This window comes from Nitrospira sp., from assembly GCA_016715825.1.
GTDB lineage: Bacteria > Nitrospirota > Nitrospiria > Nitrospirales > Nitrospiraceae > Nitrospira_D.
Window position 1 is genome coordinate 68611 of the sequence record JADJXO010000007.1, and the last position, 21554, is coordinate 90164.

General features: G+C 57.2%; 24 protein-coding genes. 15 read left to right on the forward strand and 9 right to left on the reverse strand.

Translation table 11 applies throughout. The annotated features are described in order from the left end of the window. Positions 1-4: 4 nt before the first annotated feature. Positions 5-1180 (reverse strand): mechanosensitive ion channel family protein, encoded by a 1176-nt coding sequence (locus IPM58_14235; protein ID MBK9308200.1) that lies wholly within the window; start codon positions 1178-1180, stop codon positions 5-7. 1095 nt (positions 1181-2275) lie between these two features. On the opposite strand from IPM58_14235, the gene IPM58_14240 reads away from it, so the two are divergent. After that, positions 2276-3550 (forward strand): cation:proton antiporter, encoded by a 1275-nt coding sequence (locus tag IPM58_14240; protein MBK9308201.1) that lies wholly within the window; start codon positions 2276-2278, stop codon positions 3548-3550. Between the two features lie 42 nt (positions 3551-3592). After that, the gene (locus tag IPM58_14245) at positions 3593-4825 is read left to right on the forward strand and encodes a sodium:proton antiporter (protein ID MBK9308202.1); all 1233 of its coding nucleotides are present in this window, start codon (positions 3593-3595) and stop codon (positions 4823-4825) included. 53 nt (positions 4826-4878) lie between these two features. On the opposite strand, the gene IPM58_14250 is transcribed toward IPM58_14245, so the two are convergent. The 7 genes from IPM58_14250 to IPM58_14280 all read right to left on the reverse strand — a co-directional run bounded on the left by IPM58_14250 (position 4879) and on the right by IPM58_14280 (position 8437). Further along, a complete protein-coding gene (locus tag IPM58_14250) occupies positions 4879-5937 on the reverse strand; it encodes a potassium channel family protein (GenBank protein MBK9308203.1) in 1059 nt (352 codons plus the stop codon). Positions 5938-5945: 8 nt separating this feature from the next. Beyond that, on the reverse strand, positions 5946-6326 hold the full coding sequence (locus IPM58_14255; protein MBK9308204.1) for a hypothetical protein: 381 nt from the start codon (positions 6324-6326) through the stop codon (positions 5946-5948). Next, entirely contained in the window at positions 6323-6577 is a 255-nt protein-coding gene (locus IPM58_14260) for a hypothetical protein (GenBank protein MBK9308205.1), read from the reverse strand. The genes IPM58_14255 and IPM58_14260 overlap by 4 nt, the downstream gene beginning before the upstream one ends. Positions 6578-6827: 250 nt before the next feature. After that, positions 6828-7076: a DUF2934 domain-containing protein gene (locus IPM58_14265; GenBank protein ID MBK9308206.1), complete on the reverse strand. Its 249-nt coding sequence runs from the start codon at positions 7074-7076 to the stop codon at positions 6828-6830. 8 nt (positions 7077-7084) lie between these two features. Further along, on the reverse strand, positions 7085-7450 hold the full coding sequence (locus IPM58_14270) for a hypothetical protein (GenBank protein MBK9308207.1): 366 nt from the start codon (positions 7448-7450) through the stop codon (positions 7085-7087). Then, entirely contained in the window at positions 7390-8082 is a 693-nt protein-coding gene (locus IPM58_14275) for a hypothetical protein (protein MBK9308208.1), read from the reverse strand. Before IPM58_14275 ends, IPM58_14270 begins: the two co-directional genes overlap by 61 nt. A 91-nt stretch (positions 8083-8173) precedes the next feature. Next, entirely contained in the window at positions 8174-8437 is a 264-nt protein-coding gene (locus tag IPM58_14280) for a hypothetical protein (GenBank protein MBK9308209.1), read from the reverse strand. A 693-nt stretch (positions 8438-9130) separates the two neighbouring features. On the opposite strand from IPM58_14280, the gene IPM58_14285 reads away from it, so the two are divergent. The 4 genes from IPM58_14285 to IPM58_14300 all read left to right on the forward strand — a co-directional run bounded on the left by IPM58_14285 (position 9131) and on the right by IPM58_14300 (position 11420). Beyond that, positions 9131-9496 carry a hypothetical protein gene (locus tag IPM58_14285; GenBank protein ID MBK9308210.1) on the forward strand — a complete coding sequence of 122 codons (366 nt, stop codon included), beginning with the start codon at positions 9131-9133 and terminating at the stop codon, positions 9494-9496. A 78-nt stretch (positions 9497-9574) separates the two neighbouring features. After that, positions 9575-10048, forward strand: a complete 474-nt coding sequence (locus IPM58_14290) for a tetratricopeptide repeat protein (protein ID MBK9308211.1) — start codon at positions 9575-9577, stop codon at positions 10046-10048. Between the two features lie 421 nt (positions 10049-10469). Further along, entirely contained in the window at positions 10470-10862 is a 393-nt protein-coding gene (locus IPM58_14295) for a hypothetical protein (protein MBK9308212.1), read from the forward strand. A gap of 132 nt (positions 10863-10994) precedes the next feature. Further along, positions 10995-11420 (forward strand): hypothetical protein, encoded by a 426-nt coding sequence (locus IPM58_14300; protein ID MBK9308213.1) that lies wholly within the window; start codon positions 10995-10997, stop codon positions 11418-11420. A 69-nt stretch (positions 11421-11489) separates the two neighbouring features. Here the strand turns inward: IPM58_14300 and IPM58_14305 are convergent, their stop codons facing one another. Further along, positions 11490-11951, reverse strand: a complete 462-nt coding sequence (locus IPM58_14305; protein MBK9308214.1) for a hypothetical protein — start codon at positions 11949-11951, stop codon at positions 11490-11492. Between the two features lie 266 nt (positions 11952-12217). Here IPM58_14305 and IPM58_14310 point away from each other — a divergent pair, with 266 nt between their 5' ends. From IPM58_14310 to IPM58_14350, 9 genes are all read left to right on the forward strand, one after another. Further along, complete coding sequence (locus IPM58_14310) at positions 12218-15979, forward strand: PAS domain S-box protein (GenBank protein MBK9308215.1); 3762 nt, start codon at positions 12218-12220, stop codon at positions 15977-15979. A 78-nt stretch (positions 15980-16057) separates the two neighbouring features. After that, positions 16058-16744, forward strand: coding sequence for a response regulator transcription factor (locus IPM58_14315; protein MBK9308216.1), 687 nt, complete (start codon positions 16058-16060; stop codon positions 16742-16744). A 232-nt stretch (positions 16745-16976) separates the two neighbouring features. Next, entirely contained in the window at positions 16977-17195 is a 219-nt protein-coding gene (locus IPM58_14320) for a hypothetical protein (protein ID MBK9308217.1), read from the forward strand. Positions 17196-17575: 380 nt separating this feature from the next. After that, the gene (locus IPM58_14325; GenBank protein MBK9308218.1) at positions 17576-17926 is read left to right on the forward strand and encodes a hypothetical protein; all 351 of its coding nucleotides are present in this window, start codon (positions 17576-17578) and stop codon (positions 17924-17926) included. A gap of 354 nt (positions 17927-18280) precedes the next feature. Continuing rightward, positions 18281-18523 (forward strand): PDZ domain-containing protein, encoded by a 243-nt coding sequence (locus IPM58_14330; GenBank protein MBK9308219.1) that lies wholly within the window; start codon positions 18281-18283, stop codon positions 18521-18523. A gap of 164 nt (positions 18524-18687) precedes the next feature. Next, the gene (locus IPM58_14335) at positions 18688-19119 is read left to right on the forward strand and encodes a response regulator transcription factor (GenBank protein ID MBK9308220.1); all 432 of its coding nucleotides are present in this window, start codon (positions 18688-18690) and stop codon (positions 19117-19119) included. Positions 19120-19254: 135 nt separating this feature from the next. Beyond that, complete coding sequence (locus tag IPM58_14340) at positions 19255-20652, forward strand: hypothetical protein (protein MBK9308221.1); 1398 nt, start codon at positions 19255-19257, stop codon at positions 20650-20652. 212 nt (positions 20653-20864) lie between these two features. Then, positions 20865-21209, forward strand: a complete 345-nt coding sequence (locus IPM58_14345; GenBank protein MBK9308222.1) for a PepSY domain-containing protein — start codon at positions 20865-20867, stop codon at positions 21207-21209. Positions 21210-21321: 112 nt separating this feature from the next. Continuing rightward, on the forward strand, positions 21322-21546 hold the full coding sequence (locus IPM58_14350) for a YtxH domain-containing protein (protein ID MBK9308223.1): 225 nt from the start codon (positions 21322-21324) through the stop codon (positions 21544-21546). Positions 21547-21554 lie beyond the last annotated feature (8 nt).

Below are 21554 nucleotides of genomic sequence, written 5' to 3' on the forward strand. Positions count from 1 at the left end.
ATGATCACCTGATGCTTCCTTCGGATGGTGGAGACTCCTGACGTAGCTGCGGCGAACCCAACGGCCAAATCCTGAGGCCCGTCGGCTGGTAGCTCTTCGGCAGATACTGATCGGGAATCGTCGTCCGGTTGCCGTCACGAATTTGGGTGTAATGGGGGGACATGATCTCCAGGCCCGCTTCGTTGAACTGGTCCTGGATATGCTGGTGGAGTTCCGAGTAGATGGCGGCCATCTTATTCGGAGCGCCGGTATAGGCATTGATTTCGTAGGTCACGTAGAAATCATTCAAGCTGGTTTGCAAGACGAAGGGCTCCGGTGTCTCCAGAATATGCGTGGTCTGTTGAGCAGCGGTAATGAGCAGCTCATGGACCTTCTGCCACGGGGCGGCGTAGCCGATGGTCACGCTCGTATGGAGAACGAGCGGTGGAGGTTGCATCGATGATGAACTGAAGTTGATGATGTGCGAGCCAAGGACCAAGGCGTTGGGAATCGTGACGTCGACGTTCTTAATGGTTCGGACCCTCGTGACAAGCAGGGTGTTTTCCGTAACGTCTCCGACGGTGTCGGCGATCTTGACTCGGTCACCGATGCTGAACGGTCGCATGTAGGTCAAGACCACACCGGCAACGATGTTGCTGAACGATCCGGCGGCACCCAGCGAGACGAGGACTCCAAGAAACACCGAGATGCCTCTGAACGCTTCGGAATGTGATCCTGGAATGTAGGGAAAAATCGCGACCGCGGCGAAGACCAGGACGAAAAAGCGGACGATTTTATAGGTCGGGGTCGCCCATTCACGATGAAAGCCTTGAAAGGTGATCGCCCCGCGCTCCATCCCATTGAAGAACAAGTGGATGAGCTTGATGACGTAATTGGTGACGACGATGATCATCACGATGGCGATGAGGTCCGGTACTGAGGCGATAAACTCGTGACCGATCATCCTGACCGGTTCGATCATATAGTTCAGCAGTTCGACCGACAGTTTGCGGGTGGCTTGGAAAAATCCCAGAACCGATGTGATGTAGAGGTAGGTGAGCGTGACGTACGCTGCCAATCGAATGATCCGCAACAACCCCAGTAGGCCGTCCGAGATTTGCGCGCCGGTCAGCAGTTCCACGCGCTGAACCTTGAGCGAGTAGGTTGTCGTGAAACCCCAGGCGGACACCTTGTCCAACATGCGTGGGAACAGCTGCTGGAAGGCTTTTAGAAATCCCCAGAACAGCCCTGTGGCGACCAGTGCTAACAGAAGGCCGATGACCAGCCCTCCTCCGTTGGCGAATAGGGTCTGAATCTGTTCAAAGGGTACCGCCAGCGACTCCAGAAACCTCTGCTCGAATGCCCGCGTTTGAGAGAAGAGGTTCAAGACGAAGTGAAAGTACCAATAGAGGGCGAGACCGGAGAGGACACCTCGAAGGACTCTGCTGCAGAACACAAGGACGTTGCTGAGGTGGTCCGCTGCGATCAGTTCTAAGCCGAGAAGTGAAACGGCGCGCAGTCGTGTCTCGCTCCACACGTCAAGGGCTTCGTAGAGCTGAGGGAAGAAGACATAAGAGGCCACGGCAAAGAAGATCAACAACGCCGTCGCGACGCCGGCCCATAGCAGATTCCGCACGTTCAGTTCCGGCCCTGATTCGCGTGTTGGTTGGGTTGGCGGAGAACCTGCGAGGGCTTCTCGGATCTTTTCCGTCTGCTCCTCGGCCAATAGGCGTCGTGGTTTTCCCGCCGCCTTGGCCTCATTGTCGGTCACGACGAAGAGGACTTCCTCCGACGTCAACACATAAGCGGTCTGTTCATGGTCCTCGACCCTGAGGCTCTCGATGACAGAAGGTGTCGCCCGAGTCAGGCGATCGAGGCGTGTTTCGATCGCAGCCGCTCGGGAAGCGGCATCGACGTTGGCCAGTCCGGTCCGAAGCGTGAACAAGGTCTCGCCGTGGAGGCGAACCGGAACGCCCGAACCGGCCCCTGACGATTCGGCAAAGGCGGGAACAGTAATCAGACAGGCCAGCAGGAAGACGCCGATTGCGAAGGGCATCCGAATGTCTGTCGCGAAGGGGGAGTTCCGGCTACTCAATTGATCGAGGCCCCTTTCCAAGGTGGAATTCTGATTTCAGGAAAAATACGCAGTTATTGTGCCACGGCATCTATCTTTCCGCTAGGGACAAACGGGTATTTGGCATCTTTTCTCTCAGCCGTGATGAGTTGCCTAGAGGAAATGAGCAATGCATAATGCGGTTGCGAATGGGGTCGAAGTCGTGTGGAAGAGCATGGATCGATGGATTCTCTAAGCGTTGAACTCGTACTGGGCTTGACCGGATTGGTCATCCTGGTCGGCTTGGGGGGAGAGCTGGCGTTCAAACGGACCGGCATTCCCAGCGTGCTGTTCCTGATGGGATTTGGAATCTTGTTAGGACCGGTTTTTCATGTGGCTGAACCGACCGCCGTCATGAAATTGGCTCCGTACTTCGGAACCTTGGCACTGCTGATCATCCTCTTCGACGGCGGCATCAACCTCCATATCATGAAAGTCGTCAGCGAGACGCCGTTGGCGCTGCTTTATTCCGTGCTGGTCTTCGGTCTGACGATTCTCACGATCATGGGCTTTTATGTGTGGATCACCCATGCGTCATGGTTGCACGGATTGCTTCTTGGCACCATCCTGGGAGGAACCGCGGCCGCCATCATCATTCCGGTGACGTCGCATATGTCCTCTCTCCGTGATTCGACGAAGGTGTTGTTGAGCCTCGATTCGGCCATCTCCGAAGTCTTTGTCGTGGTGCTGGCGTTGGCCTTGATGGGGACGATGAGGGAGACCGCCGGTGGGGGGCATTTTATTCGCGAGGTGTTTCATGCCTTTTGGGATGCGATCATGCTCGCGCTCCTGGCCGGCGCACTGTGGGCACGACTATTGGCCTGGCTCGAGGGGCAAGCGCTGTCCTACATGCTCACGATGGCCGCAATTTTGGTGCTGTACTATGTGGCGGAATTGATCGGCGCCAATGGAGCCATCACGATTCTTTTATTCGGCCTCGTGCTGAGTAACATGGAGTTTCTTGTGGGGCACATGGTCAGACCGATCCGCATGTTGATCGGGTACGAGTTGGACCAGGCACAATTCGTGTTGAGCGAGTTCATGAAACGAATGAACGAAGAACTCTCATTTCTCGTGCGGACCTTCTTTTATGTATTGCTGGGGTTGATACTTGACGTTTCCGCATTGACCGTCGAGATTGCGTTGATGAGCTTGAGTTTGTTCTGTATCGTCGTGCTCGTTCGGGGTGCGGTTACGGAAGGGCTGGCTCGCGTCAGCAACTCATGGACATCGAGTGAGCGTCTGGTGATTGCTGCGATGTTCCCCCGAGGTGTGGCGACTGCAGTCATGGCCTTTCTTCCGACGTCCACGGGAATCCGTGGCACGGAACTGTTCCCGATCTATGCACTGACCGTGATCGTCCTGTGTGTGCTCGGCATGACGCTGGTCTTGACACTGTACCAACGACGGCATCCTTCGAGTACTGATCAATCAGTTCCGGAGCCATCGGTTTCGTGAAGACATTTCGAGTAACTGCCTTCCGATTTGACGCTTCTGTCTATGTCGCTGATTGAAACCATCACCATTCTCGTGTGCCTCTCCGCCGTGTTCAGCTACGTGAATCATCGGTACATCAAGTTGCCGGTGACGATCGGCCTGATGGCCATCGCCCTGGTGATGTCGCTTGCACTCCTGCTGCTCGGGAAGCTCGGGTATGGGATCCAGGCGGAAGCCGAAAGCTTTATCCGCAGTATCGATTTCGATGAGACGCTCTTGCACGGCATGCTCAGCTTTCTGCTCTTTGCCGGTGCGCTGCATATCAATCTGGACGATCTGCTGGAGCAGAAATGGTTCATCGGGACGTTGGCCTGTCTGGGGGTCATGGTGTCGGCCAGCATCGTCGGTGCATTGACGTATCTCTTGCTTGGTTGGATCGGACTGCCGATTCCGTTCATCGGGTGCCTGCTGTTCGGTGCGTTGATCTCTCCCACCGATCCTATCGCAGTCCTGGGGATTTTGAAAAATGCCAAGGCTCCGAAACAGCTTGAAATCAAGATCACCGGGGAGTCGCTGTTTAACGATGGAGTCGGCGTCGCAGTGTTCCTCGTGCTTCTTGCCGTGGTAGAGACCGGGACCATCACGCCTGGTTCCATCGTCCTCCTATTCGTACAAGAAGCGCTGGGCGGGGCGGCCATCGGGCTCGCCTTGGGGTATCTGACCTATCTGATGCTGAAGTCGATCAATCAGCATCATGTCGAGATCTTATTGACGCTGGCGCTGGTGATGGGGGGATATGCGCTGGCTGATGCACTCCACGCGTCCGGTCCGATCGCCGTCGTGGTGTCCGGTCTGTTGATCGGCAACCAGGGCCGTCACCTGGCGATGTCCGAGACGACGCGGGAGTATTTGGATACGTTTTGGGAACTCATCGATGAATTGCTCAACGCCGTGCTCTTCGTCTTGATCGGTCTCGAGGTCTTGGCCCTGACCTTCAAGCCTGCGTATCTAGAGGCAGGCCTGATCGCGATTCCGCTGGTGCTCTTTGCTCGGTTCGTCAGTGTCAGTCTCCCGGTCCAAGCGTTCCGATTATTTCAAGAGTTTACCGACCGGGCCACGTTGATTCTGACCTGGGGCGGGCTGCGCGGTGGAATCTCAGTCGCGATGGCGCTTTCGCTCCCGCCCTCTTCCTATCGGGATGTGCTGATCACGATGACCTACATCGTGGTGGTCTTTTCAATCCTCGTTCAGGGCCTCACCATCGAACGTCTGGTGCGAGCTTCGTCGCGGGCATAAGCGACGAAACGCCGCCGGAGAATCGCACCGTTAGGTCGCGGATACATGAATGGTTATTCCGTGTTGGTCGGCGAACTCGTGAAGAGTACCATGATGTCCCCGTCCTGAAGGGGACCTGCCTGATCCAGATTCAAATAGGGATACATGGTTTTCTTGCGATAGAGACGGAGCAAAAGATCAGGGTGTAGGTCGGCAGGGGATTTCCCGATTTCATCAGGCGTGACCGTTCGTTCCACCAAGGCAACGTTACCCCGCGTGGTCAGCAGATCGTCGAGGTACTGCACCATGTGCCCTTGATCCACGGCCGCCGCCAGAATGTAGCCGCCGAAGGTTGCGGGAGAAAGAATGGCGTCCGCTCCTCCCTGTTTGAAGAGTTTGACGTTCTCTTCTTGTTTGGCGCTGACGATGATGCGGACCTTTGGATTGAGGTGTCTGGCCGTGAGCAGGATGAGCGCATTGGCGTCGTCGATACCCGCGGCAACGATCACGGCTTTGGCCTTATCGATGACGGCGTCGCGCAAGACGGATTCTTGCGTGGTATCGGCCTGCAAGGCGGCAATTCCCAGGGTACCGGCCAGGCGCACGCGCTCTTCCGACCTGTCGATCACCAGGATGTGCTCGGCTTTTGTGCCGCGTGCCAGGAGCTCTTTCGTTGCCGACATCCCGGTATGGCCGAAGCCACAGACGATGATATGCCTGTCGAGATTCGCCTGGAGTTTCGCCATGCGGTATTCCTCCATGTATTGCCGGATGATCAACTGATAGGCTGTCCCCAGAAACAAGAACCAGATGCCGAAACGAACCGGCGTGACGACCAGCCCATCCAACAGTCGCGCACGGGTGGACACGGGAACGATGTCCCCGTAGCCGACCGTCGTCACGGTGATCATGGTGAAATACACCACGTCCGAGAAGGACAGCTCGCCGTCGGCATGATCGCGCAACCCATCACGATCCACCCAGAGTAGGGTGAATACAAAACAGAACAGAAGAAACACAAGCAGCAGTCGCGTGCCGAGAATTCTGGCCGGAGACCAACCGTTCGGTGTAACCAGGAGGCGGGGACCGACCGTGTCAGTGCGGCCTCCCCATGCGGAATGATATTTCTCCATTCGATCAACTACGGTGTGTTCGGGCGTGATTCGGAGTCCTGATCCGCCGTAGAAGCCTCAACTCGTTCGAGTACCGGATTTTCTACGAATGGGGAGTAGGTTCTCAGCCGGATCGTCGTGGTGTATCCTTCTGCAACGAGGAGGTCGATCTCCTCGATCTTTTGGGTAAAGGTCGCCAAGAGCACCCCTTTGGGTGTGGACAAGGTCATCAGTAAGCGATTCGACTCGCGTTCCTTCTTCACGACCCTCCCACTCACAGACTCGATCTGGTTCGCCGGGATAAACTGTCTGGTATAGGGCTCCAGCAATTCAGGAGCGACGAGATCCACGACGACCGAGGAGAGGAAGCCCAGTATAAATCCGCCAAGCAGGCCCGCCCATGTTTTCATTTGTCTGATCCAGTGTCTTGTGGTGGAGGAACGTTCTTATCTTTTTCCTGAGTCTCCGAGCCCCGTACCAAATGCTCAAGGCGATGTAAAATGTCGGCAGTCGTTTCTCTGGCCCCTTTTGCCACATCCTCGGTCTTGTTGGTGAGATGGTCCATCTGCTGTTTGAGATCCTTCAACCCTCCGGTGCGCTGGAGCGCGACGTAAGCCATGGCGATGGCTATGAGTGACAGGATAATCGCCAAAATTGCCATACCCGTTCTCCCTTCTCAGATCTTAAGATGAATCCGACACGCCATGCGACTGTAGTCGGTGTGGTGCCAAGATCATCAAAATGTCAGGAGTCAGTATGGCATGATCCGAAGGGCTTACGCCAGACCGGACAGGTACTGGTTTTCTGCAACGAGGTACAGGAAGGTATGTAACGGTGTCATCCTCTGCGATCTCAGCGCGGATAAGACAGGACCTAGGCAGAGGATGAGGAGGGATTCAATCTCGGCCGTCTCATGCCGCCATGTGTGGCGGTCGACTCAGAATCTCCCGTTCCGCATCCAGCCAGTCTTGAAGATCGCAACCTTGCCGATAGCCCCGTTCCTCGTAGAGGGCATAGGCGCGGGTGGCAATCGTCTCTTGGAGTTCGTCCAGATCCTGACTCTGCTGATGAGCGGGCGAGGACGCCGGGACGTCACTCGTGGCAACTGGTGTCACGGTTAGAGCGGTCGTGGTGGTCGCTGTGTGTCGTCGTAACATCATGCACCTCCCTATGCGGGTATGAGAATTTCTTCGGCCTTCTGCGGAATTGGATTCGGAGCGAACGGCCGTTCGAGACAGTCCAGCGGAAACGTGGGTACCTTGCCGATCCGGCGGATCGATTCGGCGATGCGTTCCGGTCTCCCCCAATCGCTCCAGAGCACGTCCGTCAGCTCCATCACCGCGACCCGCTCAGGTGCTGGTTGAAGCAGATGGGATGAAAAGTTGTATTGCGGCATCTCTCGGTACAGGTCTTCGAGGATGGCCGCCTCGTCCCGAGTCCCCCAGGCCACACACAGCCGTTCAAACAGCGTCATCAGGTCGGGAAAGCAGGTCCATCCTGCCTTCCACAAGGCGTCCAGGGTCGCTGTGAGCACGAGCGTGTTCCACAAGCCTCCGGCGCGTAATGCGGCATCAGCCCCTGCAGGATCGGGTTTTTCGAGAAAGGACGACACGGCATGGACCGAGGTTGCGGAGGTTCCTTCGAGCTTGGCGCCCCGTTGAATCCATCCATATTCGGTCTCCAAGCGATCCGGCTGAACCCCGAGCAGCCGAGGCGATCCGGTATCGCCTCGGCTGAGGCCACGCCCTGCCGTACTGCCTCCACAAAGCGCCGCTCCGGATAGACGAAGTGGTCCGAAGGCTGGATGACGACCATTGCCTGGGGGTCGCGGGCGCGTACGTATGAAATCGGTAGGAAAAGGCCCGCCGCTGTGTCGCGATTGAGCGGCTGTTCAATCATTTTATGAGTCAGATGCGCGAACAGCTGATTTCGCAACTCGCTTCGATGATGCCGAGCCGCCACGACCACGGTTCGTTTGGGCGAGGCAATCAGCGCCGCGCGATTGAGGGTACGCTCGAACATCGAACGAGTCCCGACGAACGTGCAGTATTGTTTCGGACGATGGCGGCCCAGCCATCGAAGGACGAGCGGTTTCACCCGTTCGCCGTCGCCTCCGGCCAGAACGATCGACCACACATTCTTCCCTGTCATGCGCAGCATAGTCATGATTTACACCCTTTCTCCGGTGTTATAGGCCGGCATCCTGCACAACCCGAGTCAAAACCGTCCGTACGCGTCATGCTCCCTCGGCAGACAACTACCGTCTCCAACGACGTCGGCGAGACTGCGGCGGAGAGTCCGTTGAGACGGATCCGGCAGGATGTCTCTCGAGGCGGTTGGACAAGACCGTGTCATCAAACCACTCCCCGCAATTCACGCAGCGCCACGACGGCCCCTGCACGGCTTCCGCGACTTCGAGGAACAACGAATCGGTGAAGGACGGCACCACCAATCCCTGACAGCGCTTACAGATGTCCTTCTGCACCGTGCTGGTTTTTTCAAGAACGTTGTGATCTTTCATGATGACCTCGTCTCGTTCCTCTAACAGTCTGCTGAAAAACTCAGAGTATTCATCAACCACCGTTGAAATATGACAGAAGGAAGTCCGACACGATACTTCCCAGGCTGCTCAAAAAGGCCGTCCAGCAAGGCCGCAGCGAGTGAAGAGGGAAGGCGTACGCTTCGGTACGTTGAGCCTCTGAGCGATGCGAGAATGCCGCTGGTGGACTTTTTCAGCATCCTGCTAATCACCAAACACGTATCTCCCGCATCCGTCTGCCTGGGTCTGCACCATAAAGTACGGGCGGGCGTCGTGCGACTAGGAAAGAACCTTGTACGACGAGCGAATGATCCCGGAAGGAATGGCAATTTCGTCTTAGTGAGGAGAGGCGGCATCGCCGGAGGCCAAGCGGAAAAGAGGCGGCCCAACCGCGTCCTTGAGCACAGATTCTTCCCGGATTTTGCTGTGACGATGGCTGCACGGCAGAGCGTTGCGGTGACGGTAGGCGATTGCTGGTGTCGACGAACGGCAAAACTAGGCATTTCCCTAGTTCGTTAGGCATCAAAAAATACGGTAAGGTGATCTGTCACCACATGAAGTCGAGAAATATCTTCGGTGCGGTCAGCGGTAGCTGAAGAAAGCCTTATACGAATGTGTTGTGCGTGAAGAGCGATGTCCCTCAATCCACATGTCACCACACGAGAGAGGCGCGTCATGAACACCTCATTGAGTGCGTGTTTGGTCGGAGCCGCCATTCTGGCCGGGGCTTCGTTCGCATTTGCCAACCCGTCGATGTTGCCCACCCATCCCGGCTATCCGATGGGCAAGGCCGTTGATCCCGTGCGGGGTCAATCGCTCGCAAACGATCCCGGGCAGAAGAACGCAGTCGGGGACCAAGCCTTACAAGAGGCGGCCGTTACGGACGTCGGCCACGTCACACAGAGCCTGTCCATCAATCGACAGGACGAGCGCATCTTAGAGAAGCCCGGTGCGGGACTTCTCCCCAAGGTCGACGGTCCGATCATCAAGATCGAACCACCGATACAAGAGGCGACGAAGGCGGTGCCGGAACCACAATAACCACTGTCGGTGAGCATGAACCCGAACACAGAGCGCAGTGGGTGCATACCTGTTCGTAACCATATAAGGAGGAGAACGATGAGGGACAAGGACTGGAGGGGAGTAGCAACCATTGGCGTGGCCTGTGTCGGCTTCGTCGCGATGATGGGTCTGGCCGGTTGTGAGGAACGGCAGCCTCCGATGGAGTCAAAGCAGGAGGCACCTGCGCCGAAGGTTGAGGCTGCGCCGACCGAGGCGGCGAAGCCGGAGACGTCCGAAACGGCAACCGTGGCTGCCTTAGCGGCGCCGGAGAGCTCGGTCGGGCGAGCTGAAAATAAGGAAGGGGTGACTCACGCCCAGGCAGGTCATTGGGACGTCGCGGAAGGCCACTTCCGTAAAGCCCTTGAGGCTGACCCAAAACTCGCGGAAGCGCAGTTCAACCTCGGCTTGGCGTTGAGCAAACAGGACAAACATGACGAGGCGACCACCGCGTTCAAGAAGGCTGCTGAAATGGCACCGGACAATACGATGATTACAGAATCTCCGATCCTGAAAGAACACACGAGCTCCTGAACACCGACCCACCAAGGCATGCCCTCTCGTATGGGGCATGCCTCACATGAGAGCGATCTGCTTCCCACCCGGTTCAGGATCGCTTCTTCGGCAAACATCTACGGGAGCTGGGCAGCAGCGGGGGAAAGGTCGATGGATAGGGCGCGAGTCATGGATCCCCGTGGAGCTACGGTTCGGTCGTGGCATAATTCCTCTGTTTCTTCGACGTACATTGGCGCGATTTACCCCTTGTTCATTCAATTGAGTCGGATCAATCGGGAATCGGGGCCGCTTTTTTGCGACTGCCTCAGAGGAAGATTCTGGTCAGTATCTTGCTCATACAACCGTGAGGAAGTCGATGCGGCCTGATGAATGCCGAAACGGCGCAAGAACCACGGTACGTTGTGGGGTAGCGGACAGAGCGGATAATCGGAGGTGAGCCATGCATGTGATGATCGTGACCCATGATGCCGAGCGACAGACTCGGCTGACGGAATGTCTACGTGAAAGGGGATATGAGTTGTCCGTGCCCGTGGATCGGCACCACGTCTTGTCGAGCCTGAAGCAGGAACCACCGCAGGTTCTCGTAGTGGATCTGTACGCGGTGGATCCTAGCGCCACGGAGATTCTCCGGGAGGCACGGAGAGCAGGCTATAGAGGGAAAGTTGTGGTCATGGCCGGCCCATCGACATCTGCCACGCTTCGAGAATGCTGGCAAATTGGGATAGACCGGGTGGTGGGCGGTATCCAGGTGACCGGCGGGGCGTTTGATCCTTGCTGTGTCGAGGTCGCCATCCGGGCTTCGTGTGAACAAGAAGTCATGCAACGCGCTTGAGGCAGGATCACGACACAGAAGGCAGCATTCTGCAGAAACATATGAGCAGGTAAGGGAGCAGGGGGAGCACCCGGCATGTTGTTCGCGTTGGGTTGTTTATGGTAGAAGGCATGCCTCTCAGGAGAGCAGGACATGAGTACGAGCGGTATTCGCCGGGCACATACGATAGGGTCGCGTGTTATTGGGACGGCCTTGTGCCTGTTACTCGTGACGGTGATGGGGGGATCGGTACTGGCTCATGTTGAAGAAATACCTGAAGCCAGCCCGGGGAACTCTCACGATATCCAACAACCGAGTCCATCGCGAACGAAAGAAGCCGGACTCCAAGCCGCTAGCTGGTTGTTGACCCTTCCGTATGGAGCCGCGAAGGTGGCCTACGCGATCGGGGGCGGGGTTGTGGGTGGCCTCGCCTGGGCGATGACGGGTGGAAAAGCGGAGGTCGCGAAATCCGTCTGGATCCCGTCGATGACCGGCGACTACATCGTCCAGCCGCAGCACCTCACCAAAGAAAAGCCCCTCCGCTTTTTGGGCGTGCCACCTGAGGCGCCGTCCTCCTAAACTGTTTTCCAGGCCACATTCGCGTCCGGAACGTTCTTCACAGATTCCGCCCGCCCTGTGCTGGGTGTCCTAACGAGCCGTCGTCGCGACAGCGCGTGGAGGGACTCGGCGCGTCCCGCAGGCCTGTACATGGGAGCAGGCCGGGCACATCGCGTCGATCCGTTCGAGCTCAAACCAGGTCAATCCATGCTTCTTCAGGTAACGGTTGGCTTCGACCCACGGCGACGGCCGATCTTCCGGCGTGATCTTGTCGCAGAGGTACCCGCATCCCAGACAAAACCGCACCTGAGTGGACCTGGTGACTTCAGGTCCGTCCCCTTGGCCTGATGCAGAGAGCGAGAGCTGATAGACTGAACTCGAAGGGCGCCGAAATACCAGTCGACCGTCTCGTGACATGTGATCGACAGCGAAGAAGACCTCACTCCAGTCGTGGGCGGGAAGTAACTGGACCACCTCATCAATCGTGCAAGGGCCGGTGTGGGCCAGGATATCGATTACGGCATCTTCGATGGTTGATTGTACGGTAGACATGACAGCACCTCCTGTCTTGCCATGTGGCATCGATGAATGGGATCGAACCGATCCCCCTCAGAATTCGGCCTACCATGCTCTAAGATGAGCAACGGAGGAACTAGGCAACAACCTAGTTTGATGACGAACTATCACCAGCCCGCAAGATACTGTTGTCCCCTAGGTGATCGCCTAGTGCGCTGAAGTTTGCTTTAGGTATAGACTCCTCTATTCCCGATGCAATCTCTACACCGCTTGTTGCGGTGCTTCGGCAAGGAGCTTAGTCCATGACTCCAATAGAGACTCAAACAAAGCCGATTGGCTGGATCGTTGCAGCAGCAGCAGCAGCAGCAGCAGGGATATTCGTTTTCGACTTTGTGACCCCGCTGGGCATCGCTGTGCCGATGCTCTATGCGTTACCAATTTTGCTCACGAGGCGTATTCCTGGTTGGCGGAGCACTCTTTCCCTGACCGCCTGCGTTGTCCCCCTCACCTGGGCAGGGATCATCCAGCATGTTGAACAGGTCACGCCCGTGATTGTTGGGAACCGGGCTCTGACGTCGTTTTTATTGCTCGTCGTTGCCGGGCTCCTACTTAAAGAGAAGTCCATGGCCCAGCAACGTGCCGCGGATCTCATGGCCTTGCGTGAGAGTGAGGAGCGCTATGCGTTGGTGGTGGCGGGCTCACAGGTCGGGATTTGGGATTGGAACGTGCCTGAGAAACGGGTGTTGTTTTCATCCCGCTGGAAAACGTTGCGCGGACTTGCTGACGATGAAGTGAGTGATGACGAGATCGAGTGGAGCAGTCGAATCCATCCTGATGATAGAGAACGAGTGATGGCGGCGGTGTACGCGCATTTTGAGGGGCGGACAGCGGTGTTCTGCGAGGAGTACAGAATTCGCCACAAAGATGGCTGCTGGCTTTGGATTCTGGACCACGGGATCGCTCAGCGGGACAGCGCGGGCAAGGTGATTCGCATGGCGGGATCCGAAACCGACATCACCGAGCGCAAGCGGACGGAAGAGGTTTTGCGCGAGAACGAGGAACGTTTCCGCACCATGGCTGAGGCGGTCCCCAGTTTCCTCTTCGAGACCGATGCGGCGGGCCGGAACGTGTGGACCAGTGAAGGCTGGTGTCGCTTCACCGGGCAGACGCCCGAACAAGTGGCCGGACAGGGCTGGGTCGAGGCACTGCACCCCGATGACCGAACGGCAAACATCGATCGATGGATGCAATGCATGGCGGTTGGCACGCCGTTCGAATCGCAGCAGCGGTTACGGCGGGTCGATGGAGCCTATGCGTGGGTCATTGCACGGGCGTTGCCGGTGCGCGACCGCCGAGGGGAGGTGACTCGCTGGGTCGGCTCGGTCACGAATGTGGACGACATCCTGCGGGTGCAGAAGGCTCTACGCGAGAGCGAACAACGGTTCGCCATAGCCTTCCAGACAAGTCCGAACCCGATAGGGATCACGGAAGTGGCCACAGGTCGTTGTATTGAGGTGAACGAGGCCTGTTTGCGGCTGTTCGGTTTTAGTCGCGAGGAAGTGATCGGAAACACCACGTTGATGTTGGACATCTGGCCGAATCCTGAGGACAGAGTGCGGCTCGTCGAGCGCCTGAAAGCCGGCAAGCCGGTGCGCAATCTTGAGTCAAGCTTCAAGACCAAATCCGGGGCCTTGCGCCATGTGCTTGTGTCTTCCGACCTGGCGGAGCTCGGGGGGACGCTTTGTCTGATCACCGTCGGCAACGACATCACTGAGCGCAAACAAGCCGAAGACATGGTCCTCCGTACGGCAGCCGACCTTGCCGAGGCCCAGCGCATCGCCAAGCTCGGCAGCTGGCGGTTCGACGTGGAGACCGACCGCATCGCGCTCTCAGATCAGTTATGCGCCATGTTCGCCGTTGAGCCATCGCCGCTTGGGCAGACGTACGAGTCCTTCCTGGCTCTGGTGCATCCCGATGATCGACCAGGGATTGTCCAGGCGAACGTCGAGGCAAGGGCTCACGGGACATCCTTCGATATGGAGTTCAGGGTCGTGAAGCAGGATGGCTCGATGAAAGTGATGCGCGAGCTCGGCTACGCGAGCAGAGATGCGGCCGGCCGGGTCGTCGGTCTGTTCGGAACCGTGCAGGACATTACCAAGCGCAAACAGGTTGAAACGGCACTGCGCGAAAGCGAGGAACGGCTGCTGTTGGCGCTGGAGAGCGCCAATATGGGCACATGGGAGTGGGATGCCGAGACGGACTCGTTACGGTGCAACCATTGGCAGTTCACGCTATTCGGTGTCCGGGTCGAGACTGGTCCTTGCACAGGAACCGAGGCGCTGTCGAGGATTCACGCCGATGATCGTGCACGTGTCTGCACTGCCGTTCGCAGGGTGCTGGAGGAAGGGGTGACGGTGAGAGACGAGTTTCGAGTCGTCCATACCGACGGCTCGGTGCATTGGCTGTTCGGGTCGGGTCGTCCGGTACAGGATGGGTATGGTCACCGTCGATTCGTGGTCGGCGTCTGTCTCGACATCACTGAACGCCGACAGAATCAGGAACAGATGCAGGGCCTGAACGAAATCTTAGAGACGCATGTGCGCGAACGGACGGCACAACTTGTCGAGGCCAACGAGCGCTGGGATTGGGTCGTGCGCGCGACCAACGACGGGATTTGGGATTGGGATTTGCTCAGCGACACCGCCTACTTTTCCCCTCGGTGGAAGGAGATGCATGGATTTCAGGCAAACGACCAGCCGGAATCGAGGGAGGACTGGCAGAGGCGTATTCATCCGGAAGACCAGCAGTCCGTCCTGTCCAGTCTTGAAGAATATCTTTGCGGCGAGAGGGGGGAGTTCTGGGAGGAATATCGCATCCAGCGGAAAGACGGCACCTCTATCTGGGTGCTCGACCGGGGCGTCGCGATCAGGGATGAGAAGGGGCAGGCTGTCCGCATGGTCGGTGCGGAGACGGACATCACCTGGCGCAAGGGTGTCGAGCAGGAGGTGCGCCGCAGAGAACAGGTGTTCCACACCCTCGCGGACAATGTGCCGGCTCTCTTTGCCTATATCGACCGTGACGGACGCTATCGGTTCGTCAATAAACAGTATGAGCAACTCTTCGGGCACTCCGATAAGGAGATCGAGAGCATGTCGGGCTCTGCCCTGCTGGGTCTCGAAGGGTATGCGAAGGTCAAACCCTATCTGGATAAGGCTCTTGCGGGAGAGCCGGTGTCATTCGAATATGAACTGGAGGTGCCGGGCGGCAGCGTGCATGTCTTGTCGACACGGTATGTGCCGGATCGGAGTGACCAGGGTGAGGTCATAGGGCTCTTTGCGTTGAGTACGGACATCACGGCGCTGAAGTCGACCGAGGGGTTGTTGCGCGATCGAGAAGCGCAGCTCCGCGACCTTGGGGCTAGGTTGCTACGGGCGCAGGAAGAAGAACGGCGGCGGATCTCACGGGATCTCCACGACGATGTGATGCAACGGATGGGCGCTCTGGCGTTGGAGCTGTATGGCCTTGCTTCCTCCGCACCCTCGCAAGATCTGGAACTGCTCTCACAGCTCAAGGCTTGCGGGGCGTCGGCGGAGCAACTGACCACCGATCTCCAACGCATGGCACATCAGCTTCATCCGTCGGTCTTGGAGTTTGGGGGGCTGGAGATGGCCGTGCGCGAACAGGTCAACGACTTCGGCGCGCGAACCGGATTGTCGGCGGAACTGATCACGCAGGATGTGCCCAAGGAGATCCCGTTGGACCATGCGACCTGTCTCTATCGCGTGTTACAGGAGGGCCTTCAGAATGTGCAGAAGCACGCCAATGCGACCACCGTGTTGGTGCGGCTCTTGCGCACAGGCCGAGGTTTAGGGCTGTGTATCCACGATGATGGGCGAGGGATCGAGAACTCCGATGGGGCTGCCCGGCGGAAGGGGCTGGGATTGACCAGTATGGCGGAGCGGGTGGGAATGCTGAACGGCACGTTTCGCGTCCGGGCAAAACCGAACGATGGGACGGAACTCCACGCCTGGGTGCCGTTGGAAGACGTGAAGTGTGAAACGTGAAGCGTGCGCCTGGTGAACGACGACAGTCAGCAGAGAAGCGGCTTGCATCGTGCGGAGATGGGAGCGTAGGCTAGTCTTATGCAGGTACCGATCACGACAAAGAAGCCCCGCTTACTTATGGCCGATGATCATTCGATCATGCTGGCTGGCTTACGAAAATTGGTTGAAGGCACCTGTGAGGTCGTCGGGGCCGTCGAAGACGGCCGTGCCTTGGTCGAGGCGGCCGAGCGGTTGCGACCGGACCTGATTCTGGTCGATATTTCGATGCCGCTGCTGAACGGGATGGACGCGGCGAGGCAGATCAGGAAATCGGTGCCGGAGGCCAAGTTCATTTTTCTGACGATGCATGCCTCCCCGGTGTTTGCCACCGAGGCGCTTCAAGCCGGGGCCAGCGGGTACTTGTTGAAACAATCGGCGGCGTCTGAACTGCCGTATGCGATCGACACCGTGCTCAAGGGACAGACCTATCTCACGCCGACCATCACCAGGCCGGTGCTCGAGTCGATAGTGAATCAGAAATCGACGGATCTGAAAAAGTCGTTGATGCAGTTGACCTCTCGGCAGCGAGAGGTGCTGCAGCTTCTGGCGGAGGGTAAGAGTCCCAAGGACATCGCCGTCCTCTTGAATGTGTCGGTCAAGACCGTCGACTTCCATAAGACGCGGTTGATGGAGCAACTCAACCTTCACTCTACGCTGGCCTTAGCCAAGTTCGCCATCGCGGAAGGCTTGGTCAGTGCCGACACCGGCCTCTCTCAGAATTCGTAAAGAATAATATTGCGCGTCGGCAGCTGTGGGCAAACTCCGCTCGTATTGCTGGGGCTCAGGGCTAGCAGTATTTCTTCCTTCCCCTAGATAGTCACCCAGTATCGTTCGTGAGATGAAGTCGGTATTTTCATCGCTGCATCAGTCGTCGATGGAAAAGGATGCGATTCCCCGATCGCGTGAATCATATCGGGTGATCATGCGGGTATGAGTTGATGTGAGAAGGAGGGGAGCCATGCAGTTATCACGTATCAAAGGGGGCGCCATGGAACAGAGGTTGACATTGATCAAAGCTTCCGCCGCAGCACCGGATGTCCAGCTCCTTTCGAAGCAGGGATGCGTCCATGGCCGCCTGATTGACGAGGTACGGACGAGGGGAGGAAAACGGACCGGCAAGGTCCGTTGCCTGGAATGCCAGGCCATCATCGACGATCCTTACCAGGGCATGAAGTAAGAGTCGATTCTTATCGGTAAGGCCATAGTCACGTTCATTCTTTCGTCCAGACCAGAGTGAATGGGTGTGAGTGTTCCCTTGAAAGGATTTGGTTGCGCAAGGGCGGGATAGGCAAATTCCTACTCTTCCACGGTCTCCTCCTTAGAGTTTCAACGCCACCAGGACAAATTCTGTTCACTTCTAGCCGATTGCCTAGTGTCTTAGGGAATGGGAACCTGTAATGGTAAACGTGATGATTGTGGGGTTCTGAGGGGTCATGGGAGAAGGGATGTTGAGTTTCAGAACGAGCCATCACAATTTCGTAACCGATCAATGTGTCCTGAACGGTGCGAAACTCGGGGATCGAGGAGGGCACACGGAAAGAAAGAAGGAGGCATCTCATGCGTACTTTCACATGGTTGGGGGCTCTGCTTTTCATCACCTTGTTACTGGCCACGCAGAGTGAGGCGGGCGGGCATCCGAAGTTGGCGGATACTGCCACGAGCGATCATCACGATCTCGCGATGTACTATGAGGAAGAGGCTCAGAAGAACAAGAGCAAAGCGATGGATTGGGAGTTTGCGGCTGATTACTTTGAAAAGTTTCCAGATGCGTACACCGGGAAAATGAAGGTGTCAGAGCATATCGCGTCGTTGCGTGAGGCTGCTGCGGATTTTCGGAAAACTGCGGAGAAGGACCAGCAACTGGCCAGCAAACACCGGGCGATGATGCGACAGGGCGTGGGGCCTTGATGCGAAAGATGGCATCTGCGGGGTCGTCCGTGCGTTGAGACCCGTCGATGGGGGCGGCGTCAGGAGAAGAAGGGCCGCCCCGCCTCTCGTTTGGTTGTCGGGATTCGGCCGCAATCGTTTTCCCATGCCGTCCTGTTCCTAGTGCCTTCTTGCCGGAGGGCCAGGAACCATCCTAGTTCTCTTGTCGATTTCGTTTTCGTACATTGTCGAATAAGAAAGGTACGCATTTGTCGGATACCTCGTGATGGCTCGCATTATTCTAATACGCGGGCTGTAACCGAGGCGGCGGAAGCCTGTTGTGATGTGCTTGCGTGCAGGCCGGGGCGTGAGCCGCAGAAGGAGGAGAGGAAGCGCATGGTAGATCCTCTGGTCGACTCTAGACCACGACTCATACGGGTGACGTGGGTGGCAGGTGCGCTGGTCGCCGATGTGATGGAGGATAACCCGGCGAGCAAGGCCGGCTTTGAGCGAGGGGACATTATCACGGAGCTTGACGGCAAGCCGGTGAGAGATCCGACCCATCTGCGCACGCTTGTGGCGGACTCGGCACCGGGGACGAAGGTGACGTGGTCCGGGAGGTCAATCGTCAGGCCGTGACATCGGTCGAAGAGTTTGAAAAGGAAGTCGGCAAGCTGAAAGCAAAAGACCGGGTGCTCTTATTGGTGACGAGGGGACGGGCCACGATCTATCTGGCGATCACGCCTGAGTGAGTTCTGGAATGCCTGGAGGGGGACGTCTGCATTGTCGAGGTAGGAGGTCGCATGAGCAAACCGCACATTCTGTTGGCCGATGATCATCCGCACATGCTGGCGAATCTCTGCCGCTTGGCGGATAAAGCCGGCGAGGTCGTCGGAGCGGTCACGGACGGGCGGGCGGCGGTGGACGTCTCGCGTCGCCTTCGTCCCGATGTCGTCGTGTTGGATCTCATCATGCCGAGAGTCGGCGGGCTCGATGCGGCGCGGGCGATCCGAAAGGACTTACCGGATTGCCGGGTTGTTGTGTGCACTGTTCATGCAAACGAGAACACCAAAGACGAAGCGTTTGCCGCCGGTGCGGTCGGGTTCGTGCGGAAACAATCGGCCCACTCAGATCTCGTGCCGGCCATCCATGCGGCTTTGGCCGGCGAAACGTTCGTCAGTCCGTCGCTGGAACATTATGCCGCACCACCGCCGAAGAATAGCGATAGCGGCTGACCCCTATACGAGTCGCAGAGTGCTAAAGCCGAAATAGCGTTAGAGTGTTACTAAAATCCCACGTGCTTCCTCCAAACAGAGCACCGCCGTGCGTGAGTTTAGCTCAAAAGTATTGGAACTTAGAAAGGACGATACATGACGCCAGAGACCTCACTCTCGAAACGAGAATTGCTTCTTCTTACTTCCCTCTTTCTTTTTGAATCGGCGATCGCGGTTTTTCTGATCGCGCTCCACCTGAAAGGAGAAAGGTCTTTCCAAGGTTTTCTTCCCAGCAGGCCGGGGCTGGTGTTTCTGTGTGCGGTCGTTGTCTTTGTCATGAGTGGCGCGGATCTCGTTCACCGGTATCTGGTCGACAAACGATCGCCTACGGGTCGCTTTCATCTGGTGGTGATGATGAATGTCGTCAGTGTGCTGGTGATTGTGATCACGGGTGAAATCGTCGTGAGAACCGGTTCTCGAAGTCACATGGATGGCGAAGTGTTCGGCAACGTGGTGTTGAAGCCGAGAAGCTGGGACAAGGCAAGATCACGTCTCCTTCCTAAGTACGTCACTTCCAATCATTCTCGTTATTTGGATTATGATGACGGGATGGGGTGGACCGTCGTGCCAAACCAGTGCAGCTCGGACGGTCTTTACTGTTCAAGCGTGGAAGGGGCCCGGGCTCCCCAGAAGGGAGTCGTGTTCCCCAAGATCCAGGGCAAGAATGAAATCGCTCTTGTAGGGGACTCCTTCACCTTCGGCAATGAGGTGAGCTACGAGGAGACCTGGGGCCATCGGCTAGAGCAGATGTTGGGCGATGAATTTCGAGTCGTCAACTTCGGAGTCGGTGGATATGGCCTGGGCCAGGCGTTGGTGCGGTACGAGCAGGATGTTCGCGAGCGGAGACCAACGGTCTCAATCTTGAGCTTCGTCACTCCTGATCTTCGCCGCACGATGATCGTGTATCCCCCTATCGCCAGGCCTCATTGGAACATCCCTTTTTCAAAACCACGATTCATTCTGCAAGCTGGAGACCTCATGAATGTGAATGTGACTCCGCCTTCCACCGAGGAGATCTTTTCTGCAGAGACGATTTCTGACCTACCTCTGCTGGAGTATGAAGGAGGCTATCAGTCGAGAGACTGGGAACAACGTTGGTATCATGTCTCCTACCTTGTTCGGCTTCTCACGAGTCTGTTTCCTTCCTGGGAAGGCGCTGGTCCCACTCTATCTGATGATGCGCTGGTATCGATCAATGCATCGATCCTCAATGCGTTTGTGAGGTCGGCTCAAGAAGCGGACTCGATCCCTCTCGTCGTATTTCTCCCGGTGAGGGCGGAGCTAGGGCAAGCGGCTTCCACAGTACCTCTTGGGAAGCGAGTGTTGAAGCAGGCCGGTATCCGATATGTCGATACTACCTCCTGTCTGTCCGAGGTCAAGCCCTCAGAGCGGTTCATGGCTGGTGGCCACTACTCTCCGCAAGGCAATGAAGCGGTGGCGCATTGCGTTCATAGGGCGATGAAAGAGACCCTCTCTCTTCCGGTGTTGGGTTGACAGGTCCCGCAGATGACGAAGTGTGCTGTCGCCAAATTCCTCAGTACATCGCTCCGATGTGTTGCGTGAAGGGGCAGCCTCTCTCGGTCGTTGACGTATTCAATGGCACATCGGAAGCGGCGCATGTTTTGCAGTTTGTCTAGCCGTCAATGCGCAGAGCCGGAAAGGCTCATGCGGAGGAGAGAATCATTGTGTCAACAGAGGAGGTATCCATGAAATGGCTAGGTGGTGCGGCAACAGTGCTCTGTGTGACGGCGATGCTGGTCAGTCCTGCGTGGAGTGACGACAAGGGAACGAGCAAGATGGACGAGGTGAAGGAAGCCGTGGAGATGGCTGCTGCGGCCAAGGTCTCGATCCACGAGGCCCTCAAGACAGCCGCGGGGAAAGTGTCGGGCAAGGTGATTGAGGCTGAATTAGAGAAGAAGGCTGGCAGGCTCGTCTGGGAGGTCGAAGTCGTCACCGGCCAAAACAAAGTGATGGAGGTGATCATCGACGCCGATAGCGGCACAGTTGTGAATGTGTCCGAGGAAGACCTGAAGCATGAGCGCAAGCAGTAACGGAAACGGAAACATACGGAACCCTCCGCCGACGACTCTGTAGGGGAATCCGTAGCCTGGGAGGGTTGGAGAACCACCATGGCTAACTGCGTAGCGGCAAGAGGAGGGCATCATGCGAGAGGATTGTCGTTGTGGTGAGATGGCGGTCACGTTTCTGGCCGGGTTGACGATCGGCATGATGACCGGGTTGTTACTCGCGCCTCACTCCGGGGCCTACACGAGGCGACAACTCCAGAACCTAGTGGAAGATATGAAGGACCAGGCATCCGCACTGGCGACTGATGCGAAGGAAGTCGTGGAGAACGTCGTGGAACAAGGAAAACGGATCGTCCGTTGATCTTGAAG

Bases quoted from the DNA above. Each gene is read 5' to 3' on its own strand.
- IPM58_14310 (MBK9308215.1), top strand. From the start codon at position 12,218: ATGACTCCAATAGAGACTCAAACAAAGCCGATTGGCTGGATCGTTGCA.
- IPM58_14330 (MBK9308219.1), top strand. From the start codon at position 18,281: ATGGTAGATCCTCTGGTCGACTCTAGACCACGACTCATACGGGTGACG.
- IPM58_14335 (MBK9308220.1), top strand. From the start codon at position 18,688: ATGAGCAAACCGCACATTCTGTTGGCCGATGATCATCCGCACATGCTG.
- IPM58_14345 (MBK9308222.1), top strand. From the start codon at position 20,865: ATGAAATGGCTAGGTGGTGCGGCAACAGTGCTCTGTGTGACGGCGATG.
- IPM58_14280 (MBK9308209.1), bottom strand. From the start codon at position 8,437: ATGAAAGATCACAACGTTCTTGAAAAAACCAGCACGGTGCAGAAGGAC.
- IPM58_14285 (MBK9308210.1), top strand. From the start codon at position 9,131: ATGAACACCTCATTGAGTGCGTGTTTGGTCGGAGCCGCCATTCTGGCC.
- IPM58_14305 (MBK9308214.1), bottom strand. From the start codon at position 11,951: ATGTCTACCGTACAATCAACCATCGAAGATGCCGTAATCGATATCCTG.
- IPM58_14350 (MBK9308223.1), top strand. From the start codon at position 21,322: ATGCGAGAGGATTGTCGTTGTGGTGAGATGGCGGTCACGTTTCTGGCC.
- IPM58_14255 (MBK9308204.1), bottom strand. From the start codon at position 6,326: ATGAAAACATGGGCGGGCCTGCTTGGCGGATTTATACTGGGCTTCCTC.
- IPM58_14275 (MBK9308208.1), bottom strand. From the start codon at position 8,082: ATGACTATGCTGCGCATGACAGGGAAGAATGTGTGGTCGATCGTTCTG.
- IPM58_14245 (MBK9308202.1), top strand. From the start codon at position 3,593: ATGTCGCTGATTGAAACCATCACCATTCTCGTGTGCCTCTCCGCCGTG.
- IPM58_14300 (MBK9308213.1), top strand. From the start codon at position 10,995: ATGAGTACGAGCGGTATTCGCCGGGCACATACGATAGGGTCGCGTGTT.
- IPM58_14260 (MBK9308205.1), bottom strand. From the start codon at position 6,577: ATGGCAATTTTGGCGATTATCCTGTCACTCATAGCCATCGCCATGGCT.
- IPM58_14325 (MBK9308218.1), top strand. From the start codon at position 17,576: ATGCGTACTTTCACATGGTTGGGGGCTCTGCTTTTCATCACCTTGTTA.
- IPM58_14250 (MBK9308203.1), bottom strand. From the start codon at position 5,937: ATGGAGAAATATCATTCCGCATGGGGAGGCCGCACTGACACGGTCGGT.
- IPM58_14340 (MBK9308221.1), top strand. From the start codon at position 19,255: ATGACGCCAGAGACCTCACTCTCGAAACGAGAATTGCTTCTTCTTACT.
- IPM58_14320 (MBK9308217.1), top strand. From the start codon at position 16,977: ATGCAGTTATCACGTATCAAAGGGGGCGCCATGGAACAGAGGTTGACA.
- IPM58_14295 (MBK9308212.1), top strand. From the start codon at position 10,470: ATGCATGTGATGATCGTGACCCATGATGCCGAGCGACAGACTCGGCTG.
- IPM58_14235 (MBK9308200.1), bottom strand. From the start codon at position 1,180: ATGTTGGACAAGGTGTCCGCCTGGGGTTTCACGACAACCTACTCGCTC.
- IPM58_14240 (MBK9308201.1), top strand. From the start codon at position 2,276: ATGGATTCTCTAAGCGTTGAACTCGTACTGGGCTTGACCGGATTGGTC.
- IPM58_14315 (MBK9308216.1), top strand. From the start codon at position 16,058: ATGCAGGTACCGATCACGACAAAGAAGCCCCGCTTACTTATGGCCGAT.
- IPM58_14265 (MBK9308206.1), bottom strand. From the start codon at position 7,076: ATGATGTTACGACGACACACAGCGACCACCACGACCGCTCTAACCGTG.
- IPM58_14290 (MBK9308211.1), top strand. From the start codon at position 9,575: ATGAGGGACAAGGACTGGAGGGGAGTAGCAACCATTGGCGTGGCCTGT.